This is a genomic window from Streptomyces sp. NPDC048481, assembly GCF_043200075.1.
In the GTDB taxonomy this organism is placed as follows: Bacteria; Actinomycetota; Actinomycetes; order Streptomycetales; family Streptomycetaceae; genus Streptomyces.
This window is the reverse complement of the sequence record NZ_JBICXC010000014.1, coordinates 23,975-42,669: the sequence shown is the minus strand read 5'-3', so window position 1 is coordinate 42,669 and position 18,695 is coordinate 23,975. Positions and strand designations below refer to the sequence as shown.

Genomic DNA, 18,695 nt, shown 5'->3' with positions numbered 1-18,695 from the left:
TCCAGGTGAGGAGTGGGGGGTGGGGTGTTTCCGTGTTGCGACTGACAGGAAAGTTTCCTATCAAGCGCGCGACGCAGAAGTAACCCTGCCGAAGCCATGTTCGTACGATCGAACAAATGAGCCGCCCGGGCGACAGAGGCACCCGAGCGGCCCGGAAACCGCGCAGCCGAGCGGCGCCGAGAGGCGCAGCGCCCTTACCGGAGCAGCTGGAACAGCACCGATCCGAGGAATCCGAGGAGCCCGACATGGAAGAGGACCAGCCAGATCCACTGCGAGACGGACATACGCCAGGATGCCGCCGAGAGGATCTCCCACTCGCTCACGGCGAAGGCCGCCAGCACCAGGGCGAGCACCTCCCACACGACGAGCCACCAGCTCGACGGGGTGGAGCCCGTGGGGGCGTCGACCGCCGCCGGGACGCGCGTCACACGGCCGAGCAGGACGAGCGCGATGAGAAGTTTGTGCCAGCCGTGACGGGCCTTCGGGGCGGTGGCCGCGAGCGGGGCCGAGGCGGATCCTGTGGACATTCGCACATTTGATCATTCCCGCACGACGGAAGCCATCCTTCCGGTGCCGCGGACCGCCTGAGGCGTCTCCCTCCTCAGAAGACGCCCGGCGCGTCGCCTCGCCAGTCGAGACGGCGGCCGTCGCTCCCGTCGCTCTCGCGCCGCGCGTACAGGGCACGGCCACCGGGTCCGTAACGGCCTATCTCCGTGGTCAGCGCCACCTCCCGCAGCTCCTGCTCCGAGCGGTCGGTGACGTCCAGCAGGAGCCCGTCCAGCGGGCCGCCCACCAGATGCGCGTACACGCGCTCCGGGCGGGGGCCCGCATCCTCGTGGTCCGCTCCGTAGACCCGGCCCCGCAGGAACTCAACCTCGTCCATGACCGGCAGCTTGTCACCCGCCACTGACAACGGCCCGTCGGCCGGGGGCCGAAGGGCCTCTGGGAACGGGTGTCGGGGCAGCGCGCAACCGCGGGTGAAACCGGTCGCTCTTCGGCCAAGGGGTGGCGGAAAGATGACGTTCGGGCGCAATCCCCCGATGGGCCGGGTATGCACCGCGTACACGCCGTTGTGTGTGGGGTGGGGGGGCCGACCCTGATGGCACGTGGACGGAAGCGGGCGCGGGCCGGTGAGTCGGCGTGTGCGCGGCGGCGTCGCACGGTGCGGGAGCTGCGTGCGTCGGGACGCGACGGGCCCCGGTTGGGCGAGGTGCTCCCCGCCCTGTGCGCTCTGCTGGCGCTCGCGGGCGCGTGCCTCGCGGGACTGTCGCTGCTCTGCCGCGCGTTCGGCTGGCCCGCCGGCGTGCTGGCGCCGGCGCCGCTCGCCGTGGCCCTCGTCGTCGTACGCCGTCGCTCCCGTCGGCCGGCCCGGCTGCGGCGCGGGTACTACACGGCCGCCGAACTCGCGGAACTGGACACGCCCGCGCTGGTGATCGCGGTGGCCCGGATGCTGCGGCGGGACGGCTGGCGGGTGTCGTCGCCCGCCCGGCACGACGCCCTCCACCTGGCCGCCCGCGACGACCGGGGGCGGCTGCTCGACGTGGCGTTCCGTCCCGTCGGCGAACCGCTGCCCGGCGAGGAGGCCTGCTCCTGCCGGACACGGCAGCGGTCACGGGGGCCGGCCGGTCCGCCGCTGCGCCTGGTCGTGCACCGGGGCACGTTCACGCACCGGGACGAGGTGTGGGCGGCGCGAGAGGGCCACACGTATCTGATCGACGGTCCGCGGCTGCGGCTGTGGGCGCTCGGCACGCCGCTGGCCCAGCTGGTGGCCGGCGCCGTCCCCGCGCCCCGCCGGACCTGACCCGCCCCCCGCAGCGCTCCCCCGCCCCCCTGTCCCGGGTCCCGTGCGCTGAAAGCCCGCAGCCCGCGAGTCGGCGGTGACGGGCGGCAGGCACGACGACCGCGCAGGGCACGACGACCACGGGGAAAGGCCACACCCGTATGGCGGCGAGGGCGTCCCCGAGAACGCACTGCCGCCCGGGTCGCACGGGACCCGGGCGGCGGTGTGGGGCGTTCCGGGTCAGGGGGTGAGCTGCCAGCCCCTGATGTACCCGACGTCGATCGAGGCGCGGTCCTGCACCCGCAGTTTCCAGGTGCCGTCGACAGGCTGCGCGGAGGCGTCGACGGTGAAGGTCTGGTCGACGTCGTCCGCGGAGCCGCCGCTGCGGTTGAGCAGGGAGTACACGGTGCCGTCGGGACCGACGAGGTCGACGGTCAGGTCACCGCGGTAGGTGTGGACGATGTCGACGTGCACGGACGTGGTGGCGGAGGCGTTGCCGCCGCGGCCCGTGATGGTGACCGGGCTTTCCACGGCGGCGCCGTTGTCCGGGATGTCGACGCGGGCGCTGCTGGCGTAGATGTACGCGATCCGCCAGGTGAACGTGTCCGTGGCGGAAGCGCCGGCGCTGTCGGTGACCGTGACGGAGACGTCGCTGTCGCCGAGGGCGGCCGGCGTTCCGGAGATCAGTCCGCTCGGGCTGATGCTCAGTCCGTCGGGCAGCCCGGCCGCCTCGTAGGTCAGGCCCGCGCCGGAGTTGGTGGTGTAGGCGTCGACCTGGAAGCTCACGGCCTGGCCGATCCCGCTGGTCCGGTCGGCGATCGGGGCGAGGTTGACGCCCAGGGCTATGCGGTTGCCCACGTTGATGGCGGCCCACGCGTCGGCGACGGCCAGGTAGGTGGGGCTGTACGTGCCGAACAGGTCGCCGGCCGCCTGGAGCGTGGCGGTGCGGGCGCCGGCGTAGTTCGTCGTCGACGTCATGTACGTGGTGAGCGCCCGGTACCAGACGGCGGCGGCGTTCTCGATGCCGATGCCGGTGACGGGCCGGCCGTCGGACGTCGGGCTGTCGTAGGAGACGCCGTTGACGGTCTTGGCGCCGCTGCCTTCGGAGAGCAGGTAGAAGAAGTGGTTGGCGGGGCCGGAGGAGTAGTGGACGTCGAGCCCGCCGAGGGAGGAACTCCAGCTGTCGCGGGAGGCGCCGTCCTTGGAGGGCTTGTCCATGTAGCGCAGCGGGGTGCCGTCGCCGTTGATGTCGATCTTCTCGCCGACGAGGTAGTCGCCGGGGTCGGCGGCGAGGTTCGCGTGGAACTCGACGGCGGCGGCGAAGATGTCGGAGGTCGCCTCGTTGAGGCCGCCGGACTCCCCGCTGTAGTCGAGACCCGCGGTGGCGGCGGTGACGCCGTGGCTCATCTCGTGGGCGGCGACGTCGAGCGCGGTCAGCGGGTGGGTGTTGCCCGAGCCGTCGCCGTACGTCATGCAGAAGCAGCTGTCCTGCCAGAAGGCGTTGACGTAGTTGTTGCCGTAGTGGGCGCGGCTGTAGGCCGCGACTCCGTCGTTGCGGATGCCGTTGCGGCCGAACTCGTCCTTGTAGTAGTCCCAGGTCGCGGCGGCGCCGAAGGCCACGTCGACGCCGGCCGTCTGGCGGTCGGAGGGCAGACCATTGCCCCAGACATCGTTGTCGTCCGTGAAGAGGGTCCCGGTGCCCGAGGTGCCCTGCTTCAGGTCGTAGGTCTTGTGACCGGCCCGGTCGGGGTCGGTGAGCTGGTACGTGGACCCGGACAGGACGCTGCCGACGGGGACCGTGCCGGCGAACTGGCCGGTGCCCGTGCCGGTGTGGACCTTCTCGGCGGCGAGGATCCGCTTGCCCGTGGTCGCGTCGGTGACCACCTGGAGCTCGCTGGGCGTGCCGTCGTCCTGGACTCCGTCGACGACCGTCTCCCAGGCCAGGACGGGCCTGCCCGCAGCGGCCCAGACGACGAGGCGCGGTGTGCGCCCTGCCGACGCTCCGGTGACGTCGGCGTTCTTCGCCGCGGCGAGTGCCTTCCCGGCCGCGCTCGCGGCCGAGAGCTTCGGGGTGAGGGACGGGACCGTGACGGCGGCCCCGGTCGCCCGGGACACGGTGGTCCGGCCGTGGGCGGAATGGACGACCAGGTCCCCGCCGAGCACCGGGAGTCCGGCGTAGCTGCGTTCGTAGCGCGTGTGGGTGGCGCCGTCCGCGTCCTGGACGACGTCCTTCACGAGCAGTTTCTCCTGCGCGCCCAGGCCGAGCCGCCGGGCCGTGCCGGCGGCGGCGGTCCCGGCCGCCTTGATCAGTGAGGCGCGGCGGGCCGCCGACAAGGGCGTCGGGGCGGCGCCCGCGCGCGGCGTGGCGGTGATCCGGGAGGGTGCCGGGTCGGCGGGGGCGGCGGTCGCGGCGCCGGTGGGGGCGCCCAGCGCCAGCAGGGCGCCGGCGGTCGTCAGGGCGAGGGCGGTGGCGCGTCTGCGCCGGGGGGTGGGGCTGAGTCGCCGGGGCAACGGGTTCTCCTTCTGTGCGACGGTCGGCCCGTGAGGGGGACCGGGGTGGGGCGGGGCCGGCGGGACAGGGGCCGGGCCCGGAGCGCTGCACGACAGGCGGGTGGAAGGAGGTGGGGGGTGGAAGGGTGGGGGGTGGCTGCTCGTAGGCCGCGTGACGCGGTGTGGAGGAATGGTGAACTCCGCAGCAGGGTGGCACTCGGTGCCGCAAGTTGTCATGGGAATGTCAAAACATCGGCCGGAAATGACCATGCGGCGCTGGGGATTCCGCCTGTTCGGCGCGCGTTTTCGGCCGCGTCGCCCCGGACCGTCCCCCCCCGGAAGGATGAATGCCGCCGCCCGCACGGCGTGTCGGGGCACTGCGGCCCGCCCCTGCGAGTTCGGACGTCGACGGGAATCGGCGACGGACACGGGGGGAACGGTGGAAGGACAGCGGCGAGGGCCGGCCGCGTTGCGCGGGCGCCGTCGGGTCGGGGCGGCGGTGGCCGATGGCGCACTCCCCCGGTTCACCAGGGCGCTGCCGCCCGCCGTGAACAGCTCCTCTCGGCCGTTCGAGTGGTCGCCTTCCGCTCGTGGCCGTAGCGTCGGTAGAGGACCCCGGCGGGGCGCGGCACAACGGCGCGCCACTGTCCGGACGGGCGGGAGCGGACATGCGACACATGCGACACACGACGCGTACAGCCGTCACGATCTGCGCGGCGCTGGGGCTGACGGCGACCGTCGGCTCGGCGGCCGCCGCACCGGCCTCGTCGCCTCCCGCGGCACGTCCGGCGGTGGCGCGGCAGACGCCGCCGGTCCTGGTCGACTGCTTCGGGCACGCCAAGGTGCGGCCCGCCCGCTTCATCCTGGCCTGCGGCGACGGCAACAGCCGTCTGGTGTCCCTGCACTGGTACAGCTGGGGCGCGCGCTCGGCGCGGGCGAACGGGGTCAACGTCGTCAACGACTGCGTTCCCTACTGCGCTGCCGGACGCTTCCACCGGTACGCGGTCGTGGTGAAGCTCGACCGCCCGGAGCCGTGGAAGAAGCGCGCCCATGTCCGGCACTACAGCCGGATCACGCTCTTCTATCCGAAGGACAGGCCGGCGCACGTCGGACGGGTCGTGACGTACTCGCTCTGGAACTGATCCCGGCCGGCCGCCCCGTCGCGGGAGGTCACCGGCGCGGCACGGTGCGGGTCACCGCATGAGCCCGGCCGCGAGGGTCGCCCCCAGTTCCCAGCAGGCCTCCAGATCGGCCCTGCCCGGTTCCCCGGTGACGGTCACCGGCTCGGCGGCGCGCCGCCAGCCCAGCCCGGTGGTCACGGTCTCGACCGAGCGGGCCGCTCCCGTGACGTCGTTGCCGCCGTGCACGTAGTAGCCGAAGGCCCGGCCGCGCGTGGCGTCGAGGCACGGGTAGTAGATCTGGTCGAAGAAGTGCTTGAGCGCGCCGGACATGTATCCGAGGTTGGCCGGGGTGCCCAGCACACAGGCGTCGGCGGCCAGCACGTCGGAGGCGGTGGCGGCCAGGGCCGCGCGGCGCTCGACGCGCACGCCCTCGATCTCCGGCGCGGTCGCGCCCGAGACGACCGCTTCGAAGAGGGCCTGGCAGTGGGGCGAGGGGGTGTGATGAACGATCAGAAGGGTGGCCACGGCACGGAACCCTGCCCGCTCACCGGGCCGGCCGCAAGCCACGCCGCCGTCCCCCGCGGTGCGGACGGGTCCGGCCCGCACCCCGGTCCGCCCTCCGGCCCGGGACCGGTGACAGCTCGCGGACCGGACGTCGTCCGCCCCCGCCGCCGATCGGGGGCATGGCGCCGCGGGTTGACGGGTACTCAGTGGCTCACGACCCCCGAGGAGGACGATGTGGCCGCTCGCAGCTCGGCTCTCGTGTGCGCGACAGCGGTGGCGCTGGCACTGGCCGGCTGCTCCGCCGGGGACGACGGGAAGTCCGCGGAGCCGGCGGACGGCGCGAGCGTCTCCGTGTCGCTCTCCGGCGCCCCCTCGCCGTCCGTCTCGGCCGCGCCTTCCTCCGCCGCCCCTTCCGCCACTCCTTCCGGGCCCTCCGCATCGGCCTCCCCGGGCGCCTCGGATCCGGCGGGGGCGACTGCGCCGCCACCCGCCACCGGCCAGGGCCAAAAGCTGGTCACCATGACGGTCACCGGGGGCTTCGCCGGGGTGAACCGCGAGGTGAGCGTGCGGGGCGACGGCACCGTGCACACCACCGACCGCGGCGCGTCCGGGGTCCGCCGTACGACGTCCGCCCAGTTCACGAAGCTGCGCACCCTGCTCGCGGACCCCGCGCTCGACGACGTCCCCGCGTTCTCGCTGGACGGGGGCGCCGCGGACAGGTTCCGTTACACGCTCCAGTTCGGCGGGCGCACCGTCACGACGGACCGGACCGGGGACGAGCCCGCGCTGGAGCGCCTCATCGACGCCCTGGAGAAGTGGCTGCCGGGCACCTGACCTCCAGGCCGGCCCGCGCGCCGCACGTCCGGCGGGCGCGTGGCGCGGACGACGCCTGACGTGGGCGTATGACATGGGCGTCTGGCACCATCAGGGGGACACACGGCGGCCACCGGGAGACAGACACCATGACGCGAGGAACAGGGCGGAGCGGATCCTCCCCGGCGCCCCGCAGCGCGGACGTGGCCCAGCTGGCCGGCGTCTCCCAGAAGACGGTGTCGCGCGTCTTCAACGACGAGCAGTACGTCTCCGCCGATGTGCGCCGGCGCGTCCTCGAAGCCGCCGAGCAGCTCGGATACCGGCGCAACAACGCCGCGCGCGCCCTGGCGTCCGGGCGCACGCGATCCATCGGCGTGGTGACGCTCGGCACCGCCCTGTACGGTCCCGCCTCCCTGCTCATGGGCGTCGAGCGCGTCGTCCGCGGCACGGGATACGCGCTGCGCGTGGTCAACACGGTCGAAGGCGATCCCGGGGGCGTCGCGGGGGCCGTGGACTCGCTCCTGGACCAGGGCGTGGACGGGATCGTCATCTCGGAGCCGATCGACGAGCAGGCGGGCGACGGTGACGGCGCCCTGCGCGTCGACGTCCCCGTCCTGGTCCTCGGCGCCCCCTCCCCCGTCGTCGCGCCCACCGTGCTGACGGCGGGCGGCGGAGCCGACGCGATGGCCAGGGCGGCGACCGAACACCTGCTGGGTCTGGGCCACACGACGGTCCATCACCTCGCGGGGCCGCAGGCCTGGTACGCCGCCCGCTACCGGATGGAGGGCTGGCGGACGGCGCTGACCGCCCACGGCAGGCAGGCTCCGCCCGTCGTCCAGGGCGACTGGTCGGCGGCGTCCGGCTATGCGGCCGGCCGTGAACTGGCCGCGGACGGCGACGTCACCGCGGTGTTCGCCGCCAACGACGACATGGCGATCGGTCTCGTCCGCGCGCTGACGGAGGCCGGGCTCCGGGTGCCGCACGATGTCAGCGTGGTCGGTTTCGACGACGTACCGGTCGCCGCCTATGTGATTCCTCCGCTGACCACGGTGCCGCAACGGTTCGACGCCGTGGCACAGGAGGGCATCAGGCGTCTCGTGCACGCCATCGAGCACCCGGACGCGGTCCCGTTGCCGGCGAGCGAGCCACCGGTCGACCTCGTCGTCCGCGCCTCGACCGCGCCTCCGCCGGACCGGACGCCCGGGGTTCGCCGAGGGGGCGCCTCGTCCCGCTCCCGCGGCTCCGCGAGCGCTCCGCCCCGCGCGGACGACGGCCGCTGACACCGCGTCCGTCCGGCGGACCCTGGAGCTCGGCAGGTCGGGTGGGGCGGTCAGCGGTTCCTGCGCGCCGCCCTGGTTCCTGCGCCGCCCTGGCGACCGCGCGATGCGGCTGACCGCGATCCGGTCGGACCGCGGACGTGCGTGATCAAAAGGGAGCCGAAACAGCCGCGTTCCGGAGGTCCTTGCGCCAGTCCCGGAACACGTCACCCTCCCGGGGGACGGTCTCCGTACGGTCGGGGGACCAGCGGGGCCGGAGGAGACCGGACCCGTGCAACCGGCGGGAGCAGCGCCATGGCCAATGTGGAGATCTCCATGAAAGAGACGATGACCGCGGTGGAGGGGGCGCTGGGAGTCGCCGTCGTGGACTACACCAGCGGGATGGCACTCGGCACGCTCGGCGGCGGCAAGGACCTCGACCTGAACGTCGCCGCGGCGGGCAACACCGACGTGATCCGCGCCAAGGTCCGCACCATGGAACACCTCGGCCTCAAGGGCGAGATCGAGGACATCCTGATCACGCTCGCGACGCAGTACCACCTGATCCGGCTGCTAAAGGGACGCACCGGCAGCGGGCTGTTCATCTACCTGGTGCTGGACCGCAGCCGGTCCAACCTGGCCATGGCCCGCCACCAGCTGAAGCGGATCGAGTCCGAACTCGAGGTGTAGGGACGCCTGCGGCCCGGACTTCGCACGCCCTGGATGTGAAGAATTCTTCAACTCGACACATCCAGATCAGCGCATCACACGGGTGTGCGGAGCCGACAGCCGTCAGGATCGGGACGAAGCACGCGCGCGCGGCGGTGTACGACCGGCGGGACGGGCCGCCGTGCCGGCGAGGACCACGCACCGAACGCGGCAGGGAGCGAGCGATTGACCATGCAGGTTCCCCTCTACCAGGCCAAGGCCGAGTTCTTCCGCATGCTCGGGCACCCGGTGCGCATCAGGGTCCTCGAACTGCTGCAGGGCGGCCCCGTCGCGGTGCGGGACCTGCTCACCGAGATCGAGATCGAACCCTCCAGCCTTTCCCAGCAGTTGGCGGTGCTCAGACGCTCGGGGATCGTCGTCTCGATCCGGGAGGGCTCGACGGTGAGCTACGCGCTGGCGGGGGGTGACGTGGCGGAGCTGCTGCGTGCCGCACGCCGCATCCTCACCGAACTCCTCGCGGGACAGAACGAGTTGCTGGCCGAACTGCGCCAGGCCGAACCGCCGCTGCCGGTACCGCAGCGCGGCGTGGGGCCGGGCTGACTCGACCGCGCCCGCCGGAGTGAGGCCTCGCCCCGGCGGGCGCGCGGGGACGGTGAACAGAACACGAAGGGCCCGGCGGTCGCTCCGTCCGGGCCCTTCGGGCTGCGAACGGAGCCGAACAGAGGCACGGACGTCGAACGAAACAGACCGAAACGCCAGGGTTCGCCACCCCTTCCGCCACGTGCGGAGATCCACCAGCATGCATATGCCCGGGCGGCATGCGGCCGCCGGCGGACGTCACACGGAGCCGACATGAGCGATGCGAGGTGGATGCGCGGCGTGGAGTGGCTCTCGGCCGCCGCGACGGACCCGCGGCTGTGCAAGCGGGAGTGGGATCACGGCGACGGGGTGGCGCTGCTGGAGGCGGGCCGCTACTGGGACGTGCTGAGCGTGCCGGACCGACTGGGGCTGCTCACCCTGGACCTGCTGTGGCAGACCTCGCGTCCGGTGCCGGGGCCGACGCTCGTCGACACCGCGGCGCACCGCGTGGGCTTCTTCCTGCCGCCCGATCCCGGCAGCCGGTGGATCGGGGCGGGACTGCGGCGCGCGGGCCGGGGATCATGGGTGGCGGTGCCTCCCCCTTACCGGGCGGCCCGGTTCGTGGAGTGGCTGGTGCCGCCGGACGGCACGGGCGCGCTGCATCCGCCCGCCACGCTGGAACTCGCGCTGAGACAGGCCAACGGCACGCTGGCCGTACTCTCGCCGGCGCTCGGGGTGTGACCGGGTCCGCGTCGGCCGGCGCCGAGGGACCGGCGACCCGACCGGGGCGGACGACCTGGTCCGCGTGCGGCAGGTGTCGTCCAATTCGCTTGCGGCGTAAGGCAATTCCGACAGTCGGCGCAGAAGTGAACAGATGCCGGTCACTTTCGGAGCGAAGTCCCGCTCGACCGTGCGGGATCGATCGATGACGGTGTGTACTGTGCTGCGAGTGCCCGGTCCGAGCCCGTCGGATCCGGCCTGCCCTGAACGCCGTGACGCCGCCCGACCCTCACTGGAACCGCACCCATGATCGAATTACCGGACCTCGTGGCCGGCGCCCTGGCCGCCGGCTCACTGTCCGCGTTCGCCCTCGGCGGCGGGCTCGTGCGCGCCAGGCGGCGGCACCACCGGCAGCTCGCGGAGATCGCCGCGCTGCGCACCCGGCTCGACGGCACCGCACGGGCGTTCACGGCCGAGGTCGAGCATCTGGCGACGCGGCGCGTGCCCGCCGCCGCCCGCCGGGTGGCGCACCCGCACCTGTCCGTGCCGGGACCCCTCCAGCCGCTCACCGCCGGGACCCCGCTGGGCGTCGCCCTGGAGGACGTGCTGCTGGCCGTGCAGACCGAGGCGGCGGCCCAGCGCACCCGCGTCGACGCCGCGGCACAGGCCGGCATGCGGGGCGCCGTCCGGGAGATCCAGGCGGCCCTGTACCGGCTCCAGGACGCGCTGCGCGGGCTCCAACAGCGCTACGACGACCCGGAGTTGGCGCAGACGCTGTTCCGCCTGGACCACGAGAACGAGCAGTCGCTGCGCCGCGCCCAGGTCGCGGCCGTGGTGTGCGGCGCCTGGGTCGGGCTGGCGCGCGAGGAATCGCACCTGGTGGACGCGGTGACCGGCGGCCAGGCGCGGCTCGCGGGGTACCACCGGGTACAGGTCCACAACCACCTCGAACCCGGAACGGCCCTGGTGTCGCACGCCGTCGAACCGGTGGCCGTCATCGTCGCCGAACTGCTCGACAACGCACTGCGGCACTCCGCCCCCGACACCGACGTCGTGGTCAGCCTGGAGCACGTCCATCACGGGGTGTGCGTCACCGTCGACGACGCGGGCCTGGGCATGACCCTCGACGAACGGGAGCGCGCCCAGCGGCTGGTGGCCGGCGACGATCCCATTCTGCTCACCGACCTCGGCGACCCGCCGCGCATGGGCCTCGCCGCGATCGGCCGGCTGACCCGGCAGTTCGACCTCGGCGTCGACGTCTCCTCGGCCTCGCCCTACGGAGGCGTGCGGGCCGTGCTGCGGGTGGACAGCCATCTCCTCAGCCGGCTCGACCCGGCCGACCGGCCGCCGGCCGCGAGCGCCCCGCGGACGACCCGCACCACGCGCAGGACCGCACCCGAGCGGCCGGCCTCGGTCGCGACAGCAGCCGGCCACGCCCACGCCTACGGCTCGGAAGCCGCCGCCGCGGACGCGCCGCCCGGGCACCACGAACTCCCGGACGCCGACGGTCTGCCGCAGCGCCGCCGCCGCAGCAGGACCGCACCCCCGGCGCCCGTCCCCGCGCCGGCTCCCGTGCGCGGCCCCGCGCGCCGGGCGGAGGAGGCCGCGGCCGCCCTCGGCGCACTGCAGTCCGGCACCGCGGCGGCACGCGCCGCGGCCGCGGGCCCCGGCGAGCGCACCGGCCCGCCCGCCGCGGACAAGCGCACCGAGCGGAGCGACAGCACCGACCTGAACGACCTGCACGTCCCGAACGACGACACCGACCAGAGCGACGACGACCAGAGCGACGACGAAGGGGGCGCGGCCAGATGACCAGCCGCAACACGGGCGACACGGCATGGGTGCTGGAGCCGATCCTGCAGGTGCCGCACGTGCTGGCCGCCGTCATGCTGACCCGGGACGGTCTCGTGACGGGCTACACCGACGCCCTGTCCCAGCCCTCGGCCGAGCGGGTGGCCGCCATCACCAGCACCGTGCAGGGCGCCTGCCGCACGGCGGCGGCCGCGTTCGCCGACCGGGAGCGCGCCGAGGTGCGGCAGATCGTCATCGAGTCCGACCACGGCTACGTGCTCATCGTGCCGACCGATCACGGCACCTGCGTGGCCGCGTACGGCGACGCGGAGGTGCGGCTGGACCTGCTGGCGCACCGGCTCCACTCGCAGGTGGCGCGACTGGGCGAGAAGGCCATGGCGGCCGCGCCCCGGGGAGCCGACGACGACCCTGCGGCATGACCGACCGCCCGGCCGGCCGGCCCCTGGTCCCCGCGTACCTGTCGACCGGCGGCGTGACCCGGCCCAGCCGTCCGCACCTGGAGCGGCTGTCGGTGCTCGCCCGCAGCGGCGAGCCGCCGCCCGCCGGTCTCCCCGCCGCCGAACTCGCCCTGCTGGACAGCCTGGAGGACGGCTCGCTGGCCGTGGTGGAGGCCGCGGCGCTGCTGCGGCTCCCGGTCTCCGCCGTACGGGTGCTGGCGGCCGACCTCCTCGACCGGGACCTGGTCCTCGCCCGCGCGCCGATCCCGCCCGCCGAACGGTACGACCCCGACCTGCTGAAAAGAGTGGCCGATGGCCTCCGCGCCCTCAAGCTTCGCTCGTAGCGCCGGTGCGACCGGCGCCGTCCACGTGCCCGACACCGACCGCGACCTGGTGAAGATCCTGGTCGCGGGACCGTTCGGGGTGGGCAAGACGACCCTGATCGACTCGGTCTCGGAGATCCGGCCGCTGCACACCGAGGAGCCCCTGTCGGAGGCGTCCGCCGGGGTCGACGACCTGGCCGGTGTGCGGGAGAAGTCCACCACCACCGTCGCCATCGACTTCGGCCGCATCAGCCTGCCGGGCGACGTCGTGCTGTATCTGTTCGGCACACCCGGACAGGAGCGTTTCCGGAGTCTGTGGGACGACATCGCCCACGGGGCGCTGGGGGCGCTCGTCCTGGTCGACAGCCGCCGCCTCGACGCGTCGTTCGACGTGCTGGGGCTGGTCGAGGAGAGCGGGCTGCCGTACGCGGTGGCGTTCAACGCGTTCCCCGACGCACCGCGCCACTACGGCGAGGAACGGCTGCGCCGGGCGCTGGACCTGGAGCCGGGGACGCCGATGGTGACCTGCGACGCCCGCGACGCGAACTCCTCGGTCGACGCGCTGCTCGCGCTGGTCGACCATCTCGTCGGCCGCTTCCCGGCGGAGGCCCGGTGAGCGCCTTCCCCGCCGGCCGGCGCGACGCCGACCGCACCGCGCCGGTCCGGCTGTGGGAGGACGGCTTCGCCTCCGACCCGCACCGCTACTACGCCGCCCTGCGCGCCCAAGGTGCCGTCGGATGGGCCGAGTTGGCGCCCGGCGTGCCCGCGTACGTGGTCACCGGCCGGCGGGCCGCGCTGGACGTCCTGCACGACACGCAGGCCTTCTCGCACGATCCGCGGGCCTGGGAGGCCACCGTGCCCGTCGACTCGCCGGTGCTGGGCATGATGCGGTGGCGGCCGAACGCGCTGTTCGCCGACGGCGCGGAGCACCTGCGCTACCGCACCACCCTCATCGACGTCTTCGACCTGGTCGAACCGCACGACCTGCGCGGGCGCGTGCACCGGGCGGTGCGGCTGCTGGCGGGCCGCATCGGTCCGCGCGGCGAGGCCGACCTGGTCGCGGACTTCGCGCGGCCGCTGATGGCCCTGGTGCTCAACGACCTGTTCGGGCTGCCCGACAGCCAGGGCGACCGGCTCAACGAGGGCCTCGGCAAGATGATGGAGGGCGGCGCGCAGGCCGCCGAGGGCGAGGCGCAGTACGCCCAGTACGTGCTGGAACTCATCGCGGCGAAGGCGGGCCGGCGCGGTGACGACCTGCCGAGTCATCTGCTGGACCACCCGGCCGGACTGACCCGCGAGGAGGTCACCTGGCAGGTGTTCCTCACGCTGGGCGCCGGGTACGAGCCGACCGCCAACCTCGTGTCGAACACCCTGTCCCGGATCCTGGGCAACCCGGTGTACTACTCCACCCTCACCAGCGGCGCGCGTCCGGTCATGGACGCGGTGGTGGAGGTGCTGCACCACGAGACGCCGTTGGCGAACTACGGCGTCTACTACGCCCGCAGACCCGTCACGTTCCACGGGGTCCGGCTGCGCGAGGCGGTACCGGTGGTGGTCTCGTACGGAGCGCTCGGACGGTTCGCCGAGCGGGAGGGCGACGCCGGCCGGCATCCCGCCGACGCCTCGCACCTGTCGTGGGGCGCGGGGGCGCACGCCTGCCCCGTCAAGCAGCACACGCTGCTCCTCGTCACCGAGGCGATCGAACAGCTCACCCAGTGGCTGCCCGATCTGGACCCCGTGGTGCCGCGCGACCGGCTGACCTGGCGGCCGGGCCCGTTCCACCGCTCGCTGAGCGCGCTGCCCGTCCGCTTCAGCCCTCGCTCCCCCTCGCCCGCCTCCGCCACCTCGCAAGGAGTCCGTACGTGACCGTGACCGACCGCATCGCCCTCGACCCGTTCGGCGCCGACGTGCACGCCGAGAGCGCCCGGCTGCGCACCCTCGGCCCGATCGTGCCCGTCGAGCTGCCCGGCGGCATCCCGGCCTGGGCGCCCACCGGCTACGACACCCTCAAGACGCTGATCCTGGACCCGCGGGTCAGCAAGGATCCCCGGCGGCACTGGCGGCTCTGGCCGGAGATCGGCCAACACCCCTCCTGGGGCTGGATCCTGGGCTGGGTCGGCGTGGTCAACATGCTCTCCACCTACGGCCCCGACCACGCGCGGCTGCGGCGACTGGTGGCGCCGAGCTTCACCCACCGGCGCACGGAGGCGCTGCGCGGGCGCGTGGAGGCGATCACCACCGAACTGCTCGACGCCCTCGACCACGATGCGGCACGCGACGGCAAGGGCGAGGGTGAGCGTGACGGCGGGGCGACGGTGGACCTCAAGGCCGCGTTCGCCCACCCGCTGCCGATGCGGATCATCTGCGAACTCTTCGGCGTGCCGGAGGAGTTGAGGCCCGCCACCGGGCGGCTCATAGCGGCGATCATGGACACCTCCGATCCGACTCCGGAGCACGCCGCGTTCGTGCAGGAGCAGATCGGCGCGGTGCTGGGCTCGCTCATCGCCCACAAGAGCGAACAGCCCGGCGACGACCTGACGACCGAGCTGATCCGGGTGCGCGACGAGGAGGGCGACCGGTTGAGCGACGAGGAACTGCTGTACACGTTGCTGCTGGTCATCGGGGCCGGGTTCGAGACGACCGTCAACCTCGTGGGGAACGCGGTGGTGGCGCTGCTGCGCCGGCCCGAGCAGCTCGCGGCCGTGCGGCGCGGTGAGATCGGCTGGGACGCCGTCGTGGACGAGACGCTGCGGCTGTACCCGTCGATCGCCACCCTGCCGCTGCGCTTCGCCGTCAGCGACCTCGAGGTCGGCGACGTGACGATCCCGGCCGGCGACGCCATCATCACGACCTACGCGGCGGCGAACGCGGACCCGGCGCACTACGGCCCGGCCGCGGAGGAGTTCGACGCGGCCCGCGGTGCGGAGGACCACCTGGCCTTCGGGATCGGCGTGCACCGGTGCATCGGGGCGCCCCTGGCCCGCATGGAGGCGCTCACGGCTCTGCCCGCGCTGTTCGAGCGGTTCCCCGGGCTGCGCTTGGACGCCGCGGCGGGGGAACTGCGGCAGGTGCCCTCGTTCATCGCGAGCGGCTGGCAGGAGATCCCGGTCCGGTTGCGCGGCTGACGGCCTCGCGGCGGGCGGCGCGCGGGAGGACCGCCGGGGGGACCGGTCTGCGGGGCGGCCCGGCGCGCGAGGGCCGACGCCGCCGGGTCCGGCTCCGCCCCGCGCGGCGCGGGCCGGACGGTCCGGGACGGTGCCGCGGCCCGGCACGGCATAAGCTCGGCCAATGGCGAAGTACTACGACGTGCACCCCGACAACCCCCAGCCGCGCACCATCTCCCAGGTCGCGGCGGCCATCCGGGCGGACGCGCTGATCGCGTATCCGACGGATTCCTGCTACGCCCTGGGCTGCAAGCTGGGCAGCAAGAACGGCATCGACCGCATCCGGGCCATCCGCAACCTCGACGACCGGCACCACTTCACGCTGGTCTGCCAGGACTTCGCGCAGCTCGGCCAGTTCGTCCGGGTGGACAAGGACGTGTTCCGCGCGATCAAGGCGTCGACTCCCGGCAGTTACACCTTCATCCTCCCGGCGACGAAGGAGGTGCCGCGCATGCTCCAGCATCCGAAGAAGAAGACGGTGGGCGTGCGCATCCCGGACCACGTCGTCACCCAGGCCCTGCTGAGCGAGCTGGGCGAGCCGCTGCTGTCCAGCACCCTGCTGCTGCCCGGCGAGGACGAGCCGATGACCCAGGGCTGGGAGATCAAGGACACCCTGGACCACGTGGTGGACGGCGTGCTCGACTCCGGGGAGTGCGGAACGGAGCCGACCACGGTGATCGACTTCTCGGAGGGCGAGGCGCAGATCGTGCGGCACGGCGCGGGCGACACCTCGCGCTTCGAGTAGCGCGGCCCGCGCCGGGGGCCCTCGCGGCCGGATGAATGGTGCGTGCAACGATGACGTCGTGTCGTCCGCCCGGTCCGGCCGGGCCCCGGTCGACCGGTCGTCGCCGTGCACCGCGCAGAGAGGCTCCCCCATGACCTCCGTACAGGGAACAGCAGTGGACATCCGCACCGGGGACGGCGTCGCCGACGCCTATCTCGCCCACCCCGGCGACGGAGCGCCCAGGCCGGGCGTGCTGCTCTACCAGGACGCCTTCGGGCTCCGTCCGCAGCTGCGGGCGATGGCCGACCGGCTGGCCGGCGCCGGTTACGCGGTGCTGGTCCCCAACCTGTTCCACCGCCACGGCCGCGCCCCCCTGATGGAGTTGCCGGAGTTCATCGACCCGGCCGCGCGGCCGGAGATCTTCGAGACGCTGTACCCGTTCGTGCTGGCGCTCACCCCGGAACTGATCATCCGGGACGCCGACGCGTACCTGCGGTGGATGCGGGAGAGCCCGGCGGTCGCGGACGGGCCGGTCGCGGTGACCGGATACTGCATGGGCGCCCGGCTCACCCTGCCCACGGCCGGCGCCTACCCGGACCGGATCGCGGCGGTGGCCGGCTTCCACGGGAGCCGGCTCGTCACCGACGCGCCGGACAGCCCGCACCTCGCGGCCGAGCACATCACGTGCGAGGTGTACTTCGGCCACGCGGACAACGACCACGGCCTGCCGCCGGAGCAGATCGCCCGTTTCGACGAGGCCCTCACCGCGGCCGGCGTCCGGCACACCTGCGAGGTCTACACCGGCGCCGAACACGGCTACACGCAGGCCGACACCTCCGCGTACGACGAGGCCGCCGACGAGCGGCACTGGACCGCGCTGCTCGACCTGCTGAAGCGGACCTTCTGAACCGGACCGGCAACCGGCGCGAACGCCCACGGCACCCGAGGGGTCGTGGGCGTTCTCTTTTTGTTGAAGTCGTTGACATGCGCACGGCCCGATGCGACGTTGAGAGCGCTCTCAAACTGGTCCGGACCAATTCCGCACCCCACGGACTCCCCACGGACCACCCCACAGGCTCATCCCCCCACGGAGGTGGAGAGTGTTCAGAAGGATCACCCTCAGGCTGCTGGGAGCCGGCGCCCTCGTCGGCGCACTGCTCACCCTCGGGCCGCCGCAGGTCGCCGGGGCCGCCGTCCCGGACACCATCCCGCTGAAGATCACCAACAACTCGGGCCGCGGCGAGGCCGTGTACGTGTACAACCTCGGCACCCAGCTGTCGTCGGGCCGCCAGGGCTGGGCGGACGCGAACGGCGGCTTCCACGCCTGGCCGGCCGGCGGCAATCCGCCGACCCCCGCCCCCGACGCGTCGATAGCGGGACCCGGCGCGGGGCAGTCGACCACGATCCGGGTGCCCAAGTTCTCCGGCCGGATCTACTTCTCGTACGGGCGCAAGCTCGACTTCCGGCTGACCACCGGCGGACTGGTGCAGCCGGCCGTGCAGAACCCGAGCGACCCCAACCGCTCCATCCTGTTCAACTGGTCGGAGTACACGCTCAACGACTCGGGACTGTGGCTCAACAGCACCCAGGTCGACATGTTCTCCGCGCCGTACGCGGTCGGGGTGCAGCGCTCCGACGGGAGCACCGTCAGCACCGGGCATCTCAAGCCGGGCGGATACACCGGTTTCTTCAACGCTCTGCGCGGCCAGCCCGGCGGCTGGGCGAACCTGATCCAGACCCGCTCCGACGGCACCGTGCTGCGCGCCCTCTCCCCCCTGTACGGGGTCGAGACCGGGGCGTTGCCGGCCGGCGTCATGGACGACTACGTCAACCGCGTGTGGCAGAAGTACGCGACGACGACGCTGACCGTGACGCCCTTCGCCGACCAGCCGGGCACGAAGTACTACGGCCGCGTCTCCGGCGGGGTCATGAACTTCACCAACGCCTCGGGGGCGGTCGTCACGAGTTTCCAGAAGCCGGACGCGTCCAGCGTCTTCGGCTGTCACCGGCTGCTGGACGCCCCCAACGACGCCGTGCGCGGGCCGATCTCACGGACCCTGTGCGCGGGCTTCAACCGCTCCACGCTGCTGGTCAACCCCAACCAGCCGGACACGACGGCGGCGAACTTCTACCAGGACGCCGTGACCAACCACTACGCGCGCAAGATCCACGCGCAGATGGCCGACGGGAAGGCGTACGCGTTCGCCTTCGACGACGTCGGCCACCAGGAGTCGCTCGTCCACGACGGCTCACCGCGCCAGGCGTACCTGACGCTCGACCCGCTGAGCTGACCGGATCGGCCC

General features: G+C 73.3%; 20 protein-coding genes. 16 read left to right on the top strand and 4 right to left on the bottom strand.

Going from position 1 to position 18,695, the window contains the following annotated elements; all coding sequences use genetic code 11:
- Positions 1–194 precede the first annotated feature (194 nt).
- Together ACGFSH_RS31210 and ACGFSH_RS31205 are read right to left on the bottom strand one after the other, a co-directional pair.
- Positions 195–527 (bottom strand): hypothetical protein, encoded by a 333-nt coding sequence (locus ACGFSH_RS31210; RefSeq protein ID WP_393354366.1) that lies wholly within the window; start codon positions 525–527, stop codon positions 195–197.
- 74 nt (positions 528–601) lie between these two features.
- Positions 602–883 (bottom strand): hypothetical protein, encoded by a 282-nt coding sequence (locus ACGFSH_RS31205; RefSeq protein ID WP_393354364.1) that lies wholly within the window; start codon positions 881–883, stop codon positions 602–604.
- A gap of 216 nt (positions 884–1,099) precedes the next feature.
- Between ACGFSH_RS31205 and ACGFSH_RS31200 the strand changes: the two genes are divergently transcribed.
- The gene (locus ACGFSH_RS31200; RefSeq protein WP_393354362.1) at positions 1,100–1,801 is read left to right on the top strand and encodes a hypothetical protein; all 702 of its coding nucleotides are present in this window, start codon (positions 1,100–1,102) and stop codon (positions 1,799–1,801) included.
- A 219-nt stretch (positions 1,802–2,020) separates the two neighbouring features.
- Here the strand turns inward: ACGFSH_RS31200 and ACGFSH_RS31195 are convergent, their stop codons facing one another.
- Complete coding sequence (locus tag ACGFSH_RS31195) at positions 2,021–4,291, bottom strand: M4 family metallopeptidase (RefSeq protein WP_393354360.1); 2,271 nt, start codon at positions 4,289–4,291, stop codon at positions 2,021–2,023.
- Between the two features lie 647 nt (positions 4,292–4,938).
- Between ACGFSH_RS31195 and ACGFSH_RS31190 the strand changes: the two genes are divergently transcribed.
- Positions 4,939–5,412, top strand: coding sequence for a hypothetical protein (locus ACGFSH_RS31190; protein WP_393354358.1), 474 nt, complete (start codon positions 4,939–4,941; stop codon positions 5,410–5,412).
- A 51-nt stretch (positions 5,413–5,463) separates the two neighbouring features.
- Here ACGFSH_RS31190 and ACGFSH_RS31185 read toward each other — a convergent pair whose 3' ends face one another.
- Positions 5,464–5,916 carry a flavodoxin family protein gene (locus ACGFSH_RS31185; RefSeq protein ID WP_393354356.1) on the bottom strand — a complete coding sequence of 151 codons (453 nt, stop codon included), beginning with the start codon at positions 5,914–5,916 and terminating at the stop codon, positions 5,464–5,466.
- A gap of 213 nt (positions 5,917–6,129) precedes the next feature.
- Here ACGFSH_RS31185 and ACGFSH_RS31180 point away from each other — a divergent pair, with 213 nt between their 5' ends.
- From ACGFSH_RS31180 to ACGFSH_RS31115, 14 genes are all read left to right on the top strand, one after another.
- Positions 6,130–6,729 carry a hypothetical protein gene (locus ACGFSH_RS31180; RefSeq protein WP_393354354.1) on the top strand — a complete coding sequence of 200 codons (600 nt, stop codon included), beginning with the start codon at positions 6,130–6,132 and terminating at the stop codon, positions 6,727–6,729.
- 128 nt (positions 6,730–6,857) lie between these two features.
- Complete coding sequence (locus tag ACGFSH_RS31175) at positions 6,858–7,988, top strand: LacI family DNA-binding transcriptional regulator (RefSeq protein WP_393354352.1); 1,131 nt, start codon at positions 6,858–6,860, stop codon at positions 7,986–7,988.
- Positions 7,989–8,279: 291 nt separating this feature from the next.
- A complete protein-coding gene (locus ACGFSH_RS31170) occupies positions 8,280–8,654 on the top strand; it encodes a hypothetical protein (protein ID WP_393354350.1) in 375 nt (124 codons plus the stop codon).
- Positions 8,655–8,864: 210 nt separating this feature from the next.
- On the top strand, positions 8,865–9,233 hold the full coding sequence (locus ACGFSH_RS31165; protein ID WP_393354655.1) for an ArsR/SmtB family transcription factor: 369 nt from the start codon (positions 8,865–8,867) through the stop codon (positions 9,231–9,233).
- A gap of 252 nt (positions 9,234–9,485) precedes the next feature.
- A complete protein-coding gene (locus tag ACGFSH_RS31160) occupies positions 9,486–9,953 on the top strand; it encodes a hypothetical protein (RefSeq protein WP_393354348.1) in 468 nt (155 codons plus the stop codon).
- A gap of 285 nt (positions 9,954–10,238) precedes the next feature.
- The gene (locus tag ACGFSH_RS31155) at positions 10,239–11,744 is read left to right on the top strand and encodes an ATP-binding protein (protein WP_393354346.1); all 1,506 of its coding nucleotides are present in this window, start codon (positions 10,239–10,241) and stop codon (positions 11,742–11,744) included.
- Positions 11,741–12,163: a roadblock/LC7 domain-containing protein gene (locus tag ACGFSH_RS31150; protein ID WP_256920740.1), complete on the top strand. Its 423-nt coding sequence runs from the start codon at positions 11,741–11,743 to the stop codon at positions 12,161–12,163. Before ACGFSH_RS31155 ends, ACGFSH_RS31150 begins: the two co-directional genes overlap by 4 nt.
- Positions 12,160–12,525, top strand: coding sequence for a DUF742 domain-containing protein (locus ACGFSH_RS31145; protein WP_329406443.1), 366 nt, complete (start codon positions 12,160–12,162; stop codon positions 12,523–12,525). The genes ACGFSH_RS31150 and ACGFSH_RS31145 overlap by 4 nt, the downstream gene beginning before the upstream one ends.
- On the top strand, positions 12,494–13,120 hold the full coding sequence (locus ACGFSH_RS31140) for an ATP/GTP-binding protein (RefSeq protein WP_329406444.1): 627 nt from the start codon (positions 12,494–12,496) through the stop codon (positions 13,118–13,120). The genes ACGFSH_RS31145 and ACGFSH_RS31140 overlap by 32 nt, the downstream gene beginning before the upstream one ends.
- Complete coding sequence (locus tag ACGFSH_RS31135; protein WP_393354343.1) at positions 13,117–14,370, top strand: cytochrome P450; 1,254 nt, start codon at positions 13,117–13,119, stop codon at positions 14,368–14,370. The genes ACGFSH_RS31140 and ACGFSH_RS31135 overlap by 4 nt, the downstream gene beginning before the upstream one ends.
- Positions 14,367–15,629 (top strand): cytochrome P450, encoded by a 1,263-nt coding sequence (locus ACGFSH_RS31130; protein ID WP_393354341.1) that lies wholly within the window; start codon positions 14,367–14,369, stop codon positions 15,627–15,629. Before ACGFSH_RS31135 ends, ACGFSH_RS31130 begins: the two co-directional genes overlap by 4 nt.
- A 163-nt stretch (positions 15,630–15,792) precedes the next feature.
- Positions 15,793–16,413: an L-threonylcarbamoyladenylate synthase gene (locus tag ACGFSH_RS31125; protein ID WP_393354339.1), complete on the top strand. Its 621-nt coding sequence runs from the start codon at positions 15,793–15,795 to the stop codon at positions 16,411–16,413.
- 130 nt (positions 16,414–16,543) lie between these two features.
- A complete protein-coding gene (locus tag ACGFSH_RS31120) occupies positions 16,544–17,299 on the top strand; it encodes a dienelactone hydrolase family protein (RefSeq protein WP_393354337.1) in 756 nt (251 codons plus the stop codon).
- Positions 17,300–17,492: 193 nt separating this feature from the next.
- Positions 17,493–18,683 carry a glycoside hydrolase family 64 protein gene (locus ACGFSH_RS31115; RefSeq protein WP_393354335.1) on the top strand — a complete coding sequence of 397 codons (1,191 nt, stop codon included), beginning with the start codon at positions 17,493–17,495 and terminating at the stop codon, positions 18,681–18,683.
- The last annotated feature ends 12 nt before the right edge of the window (positions 18,684–18,695 follow it).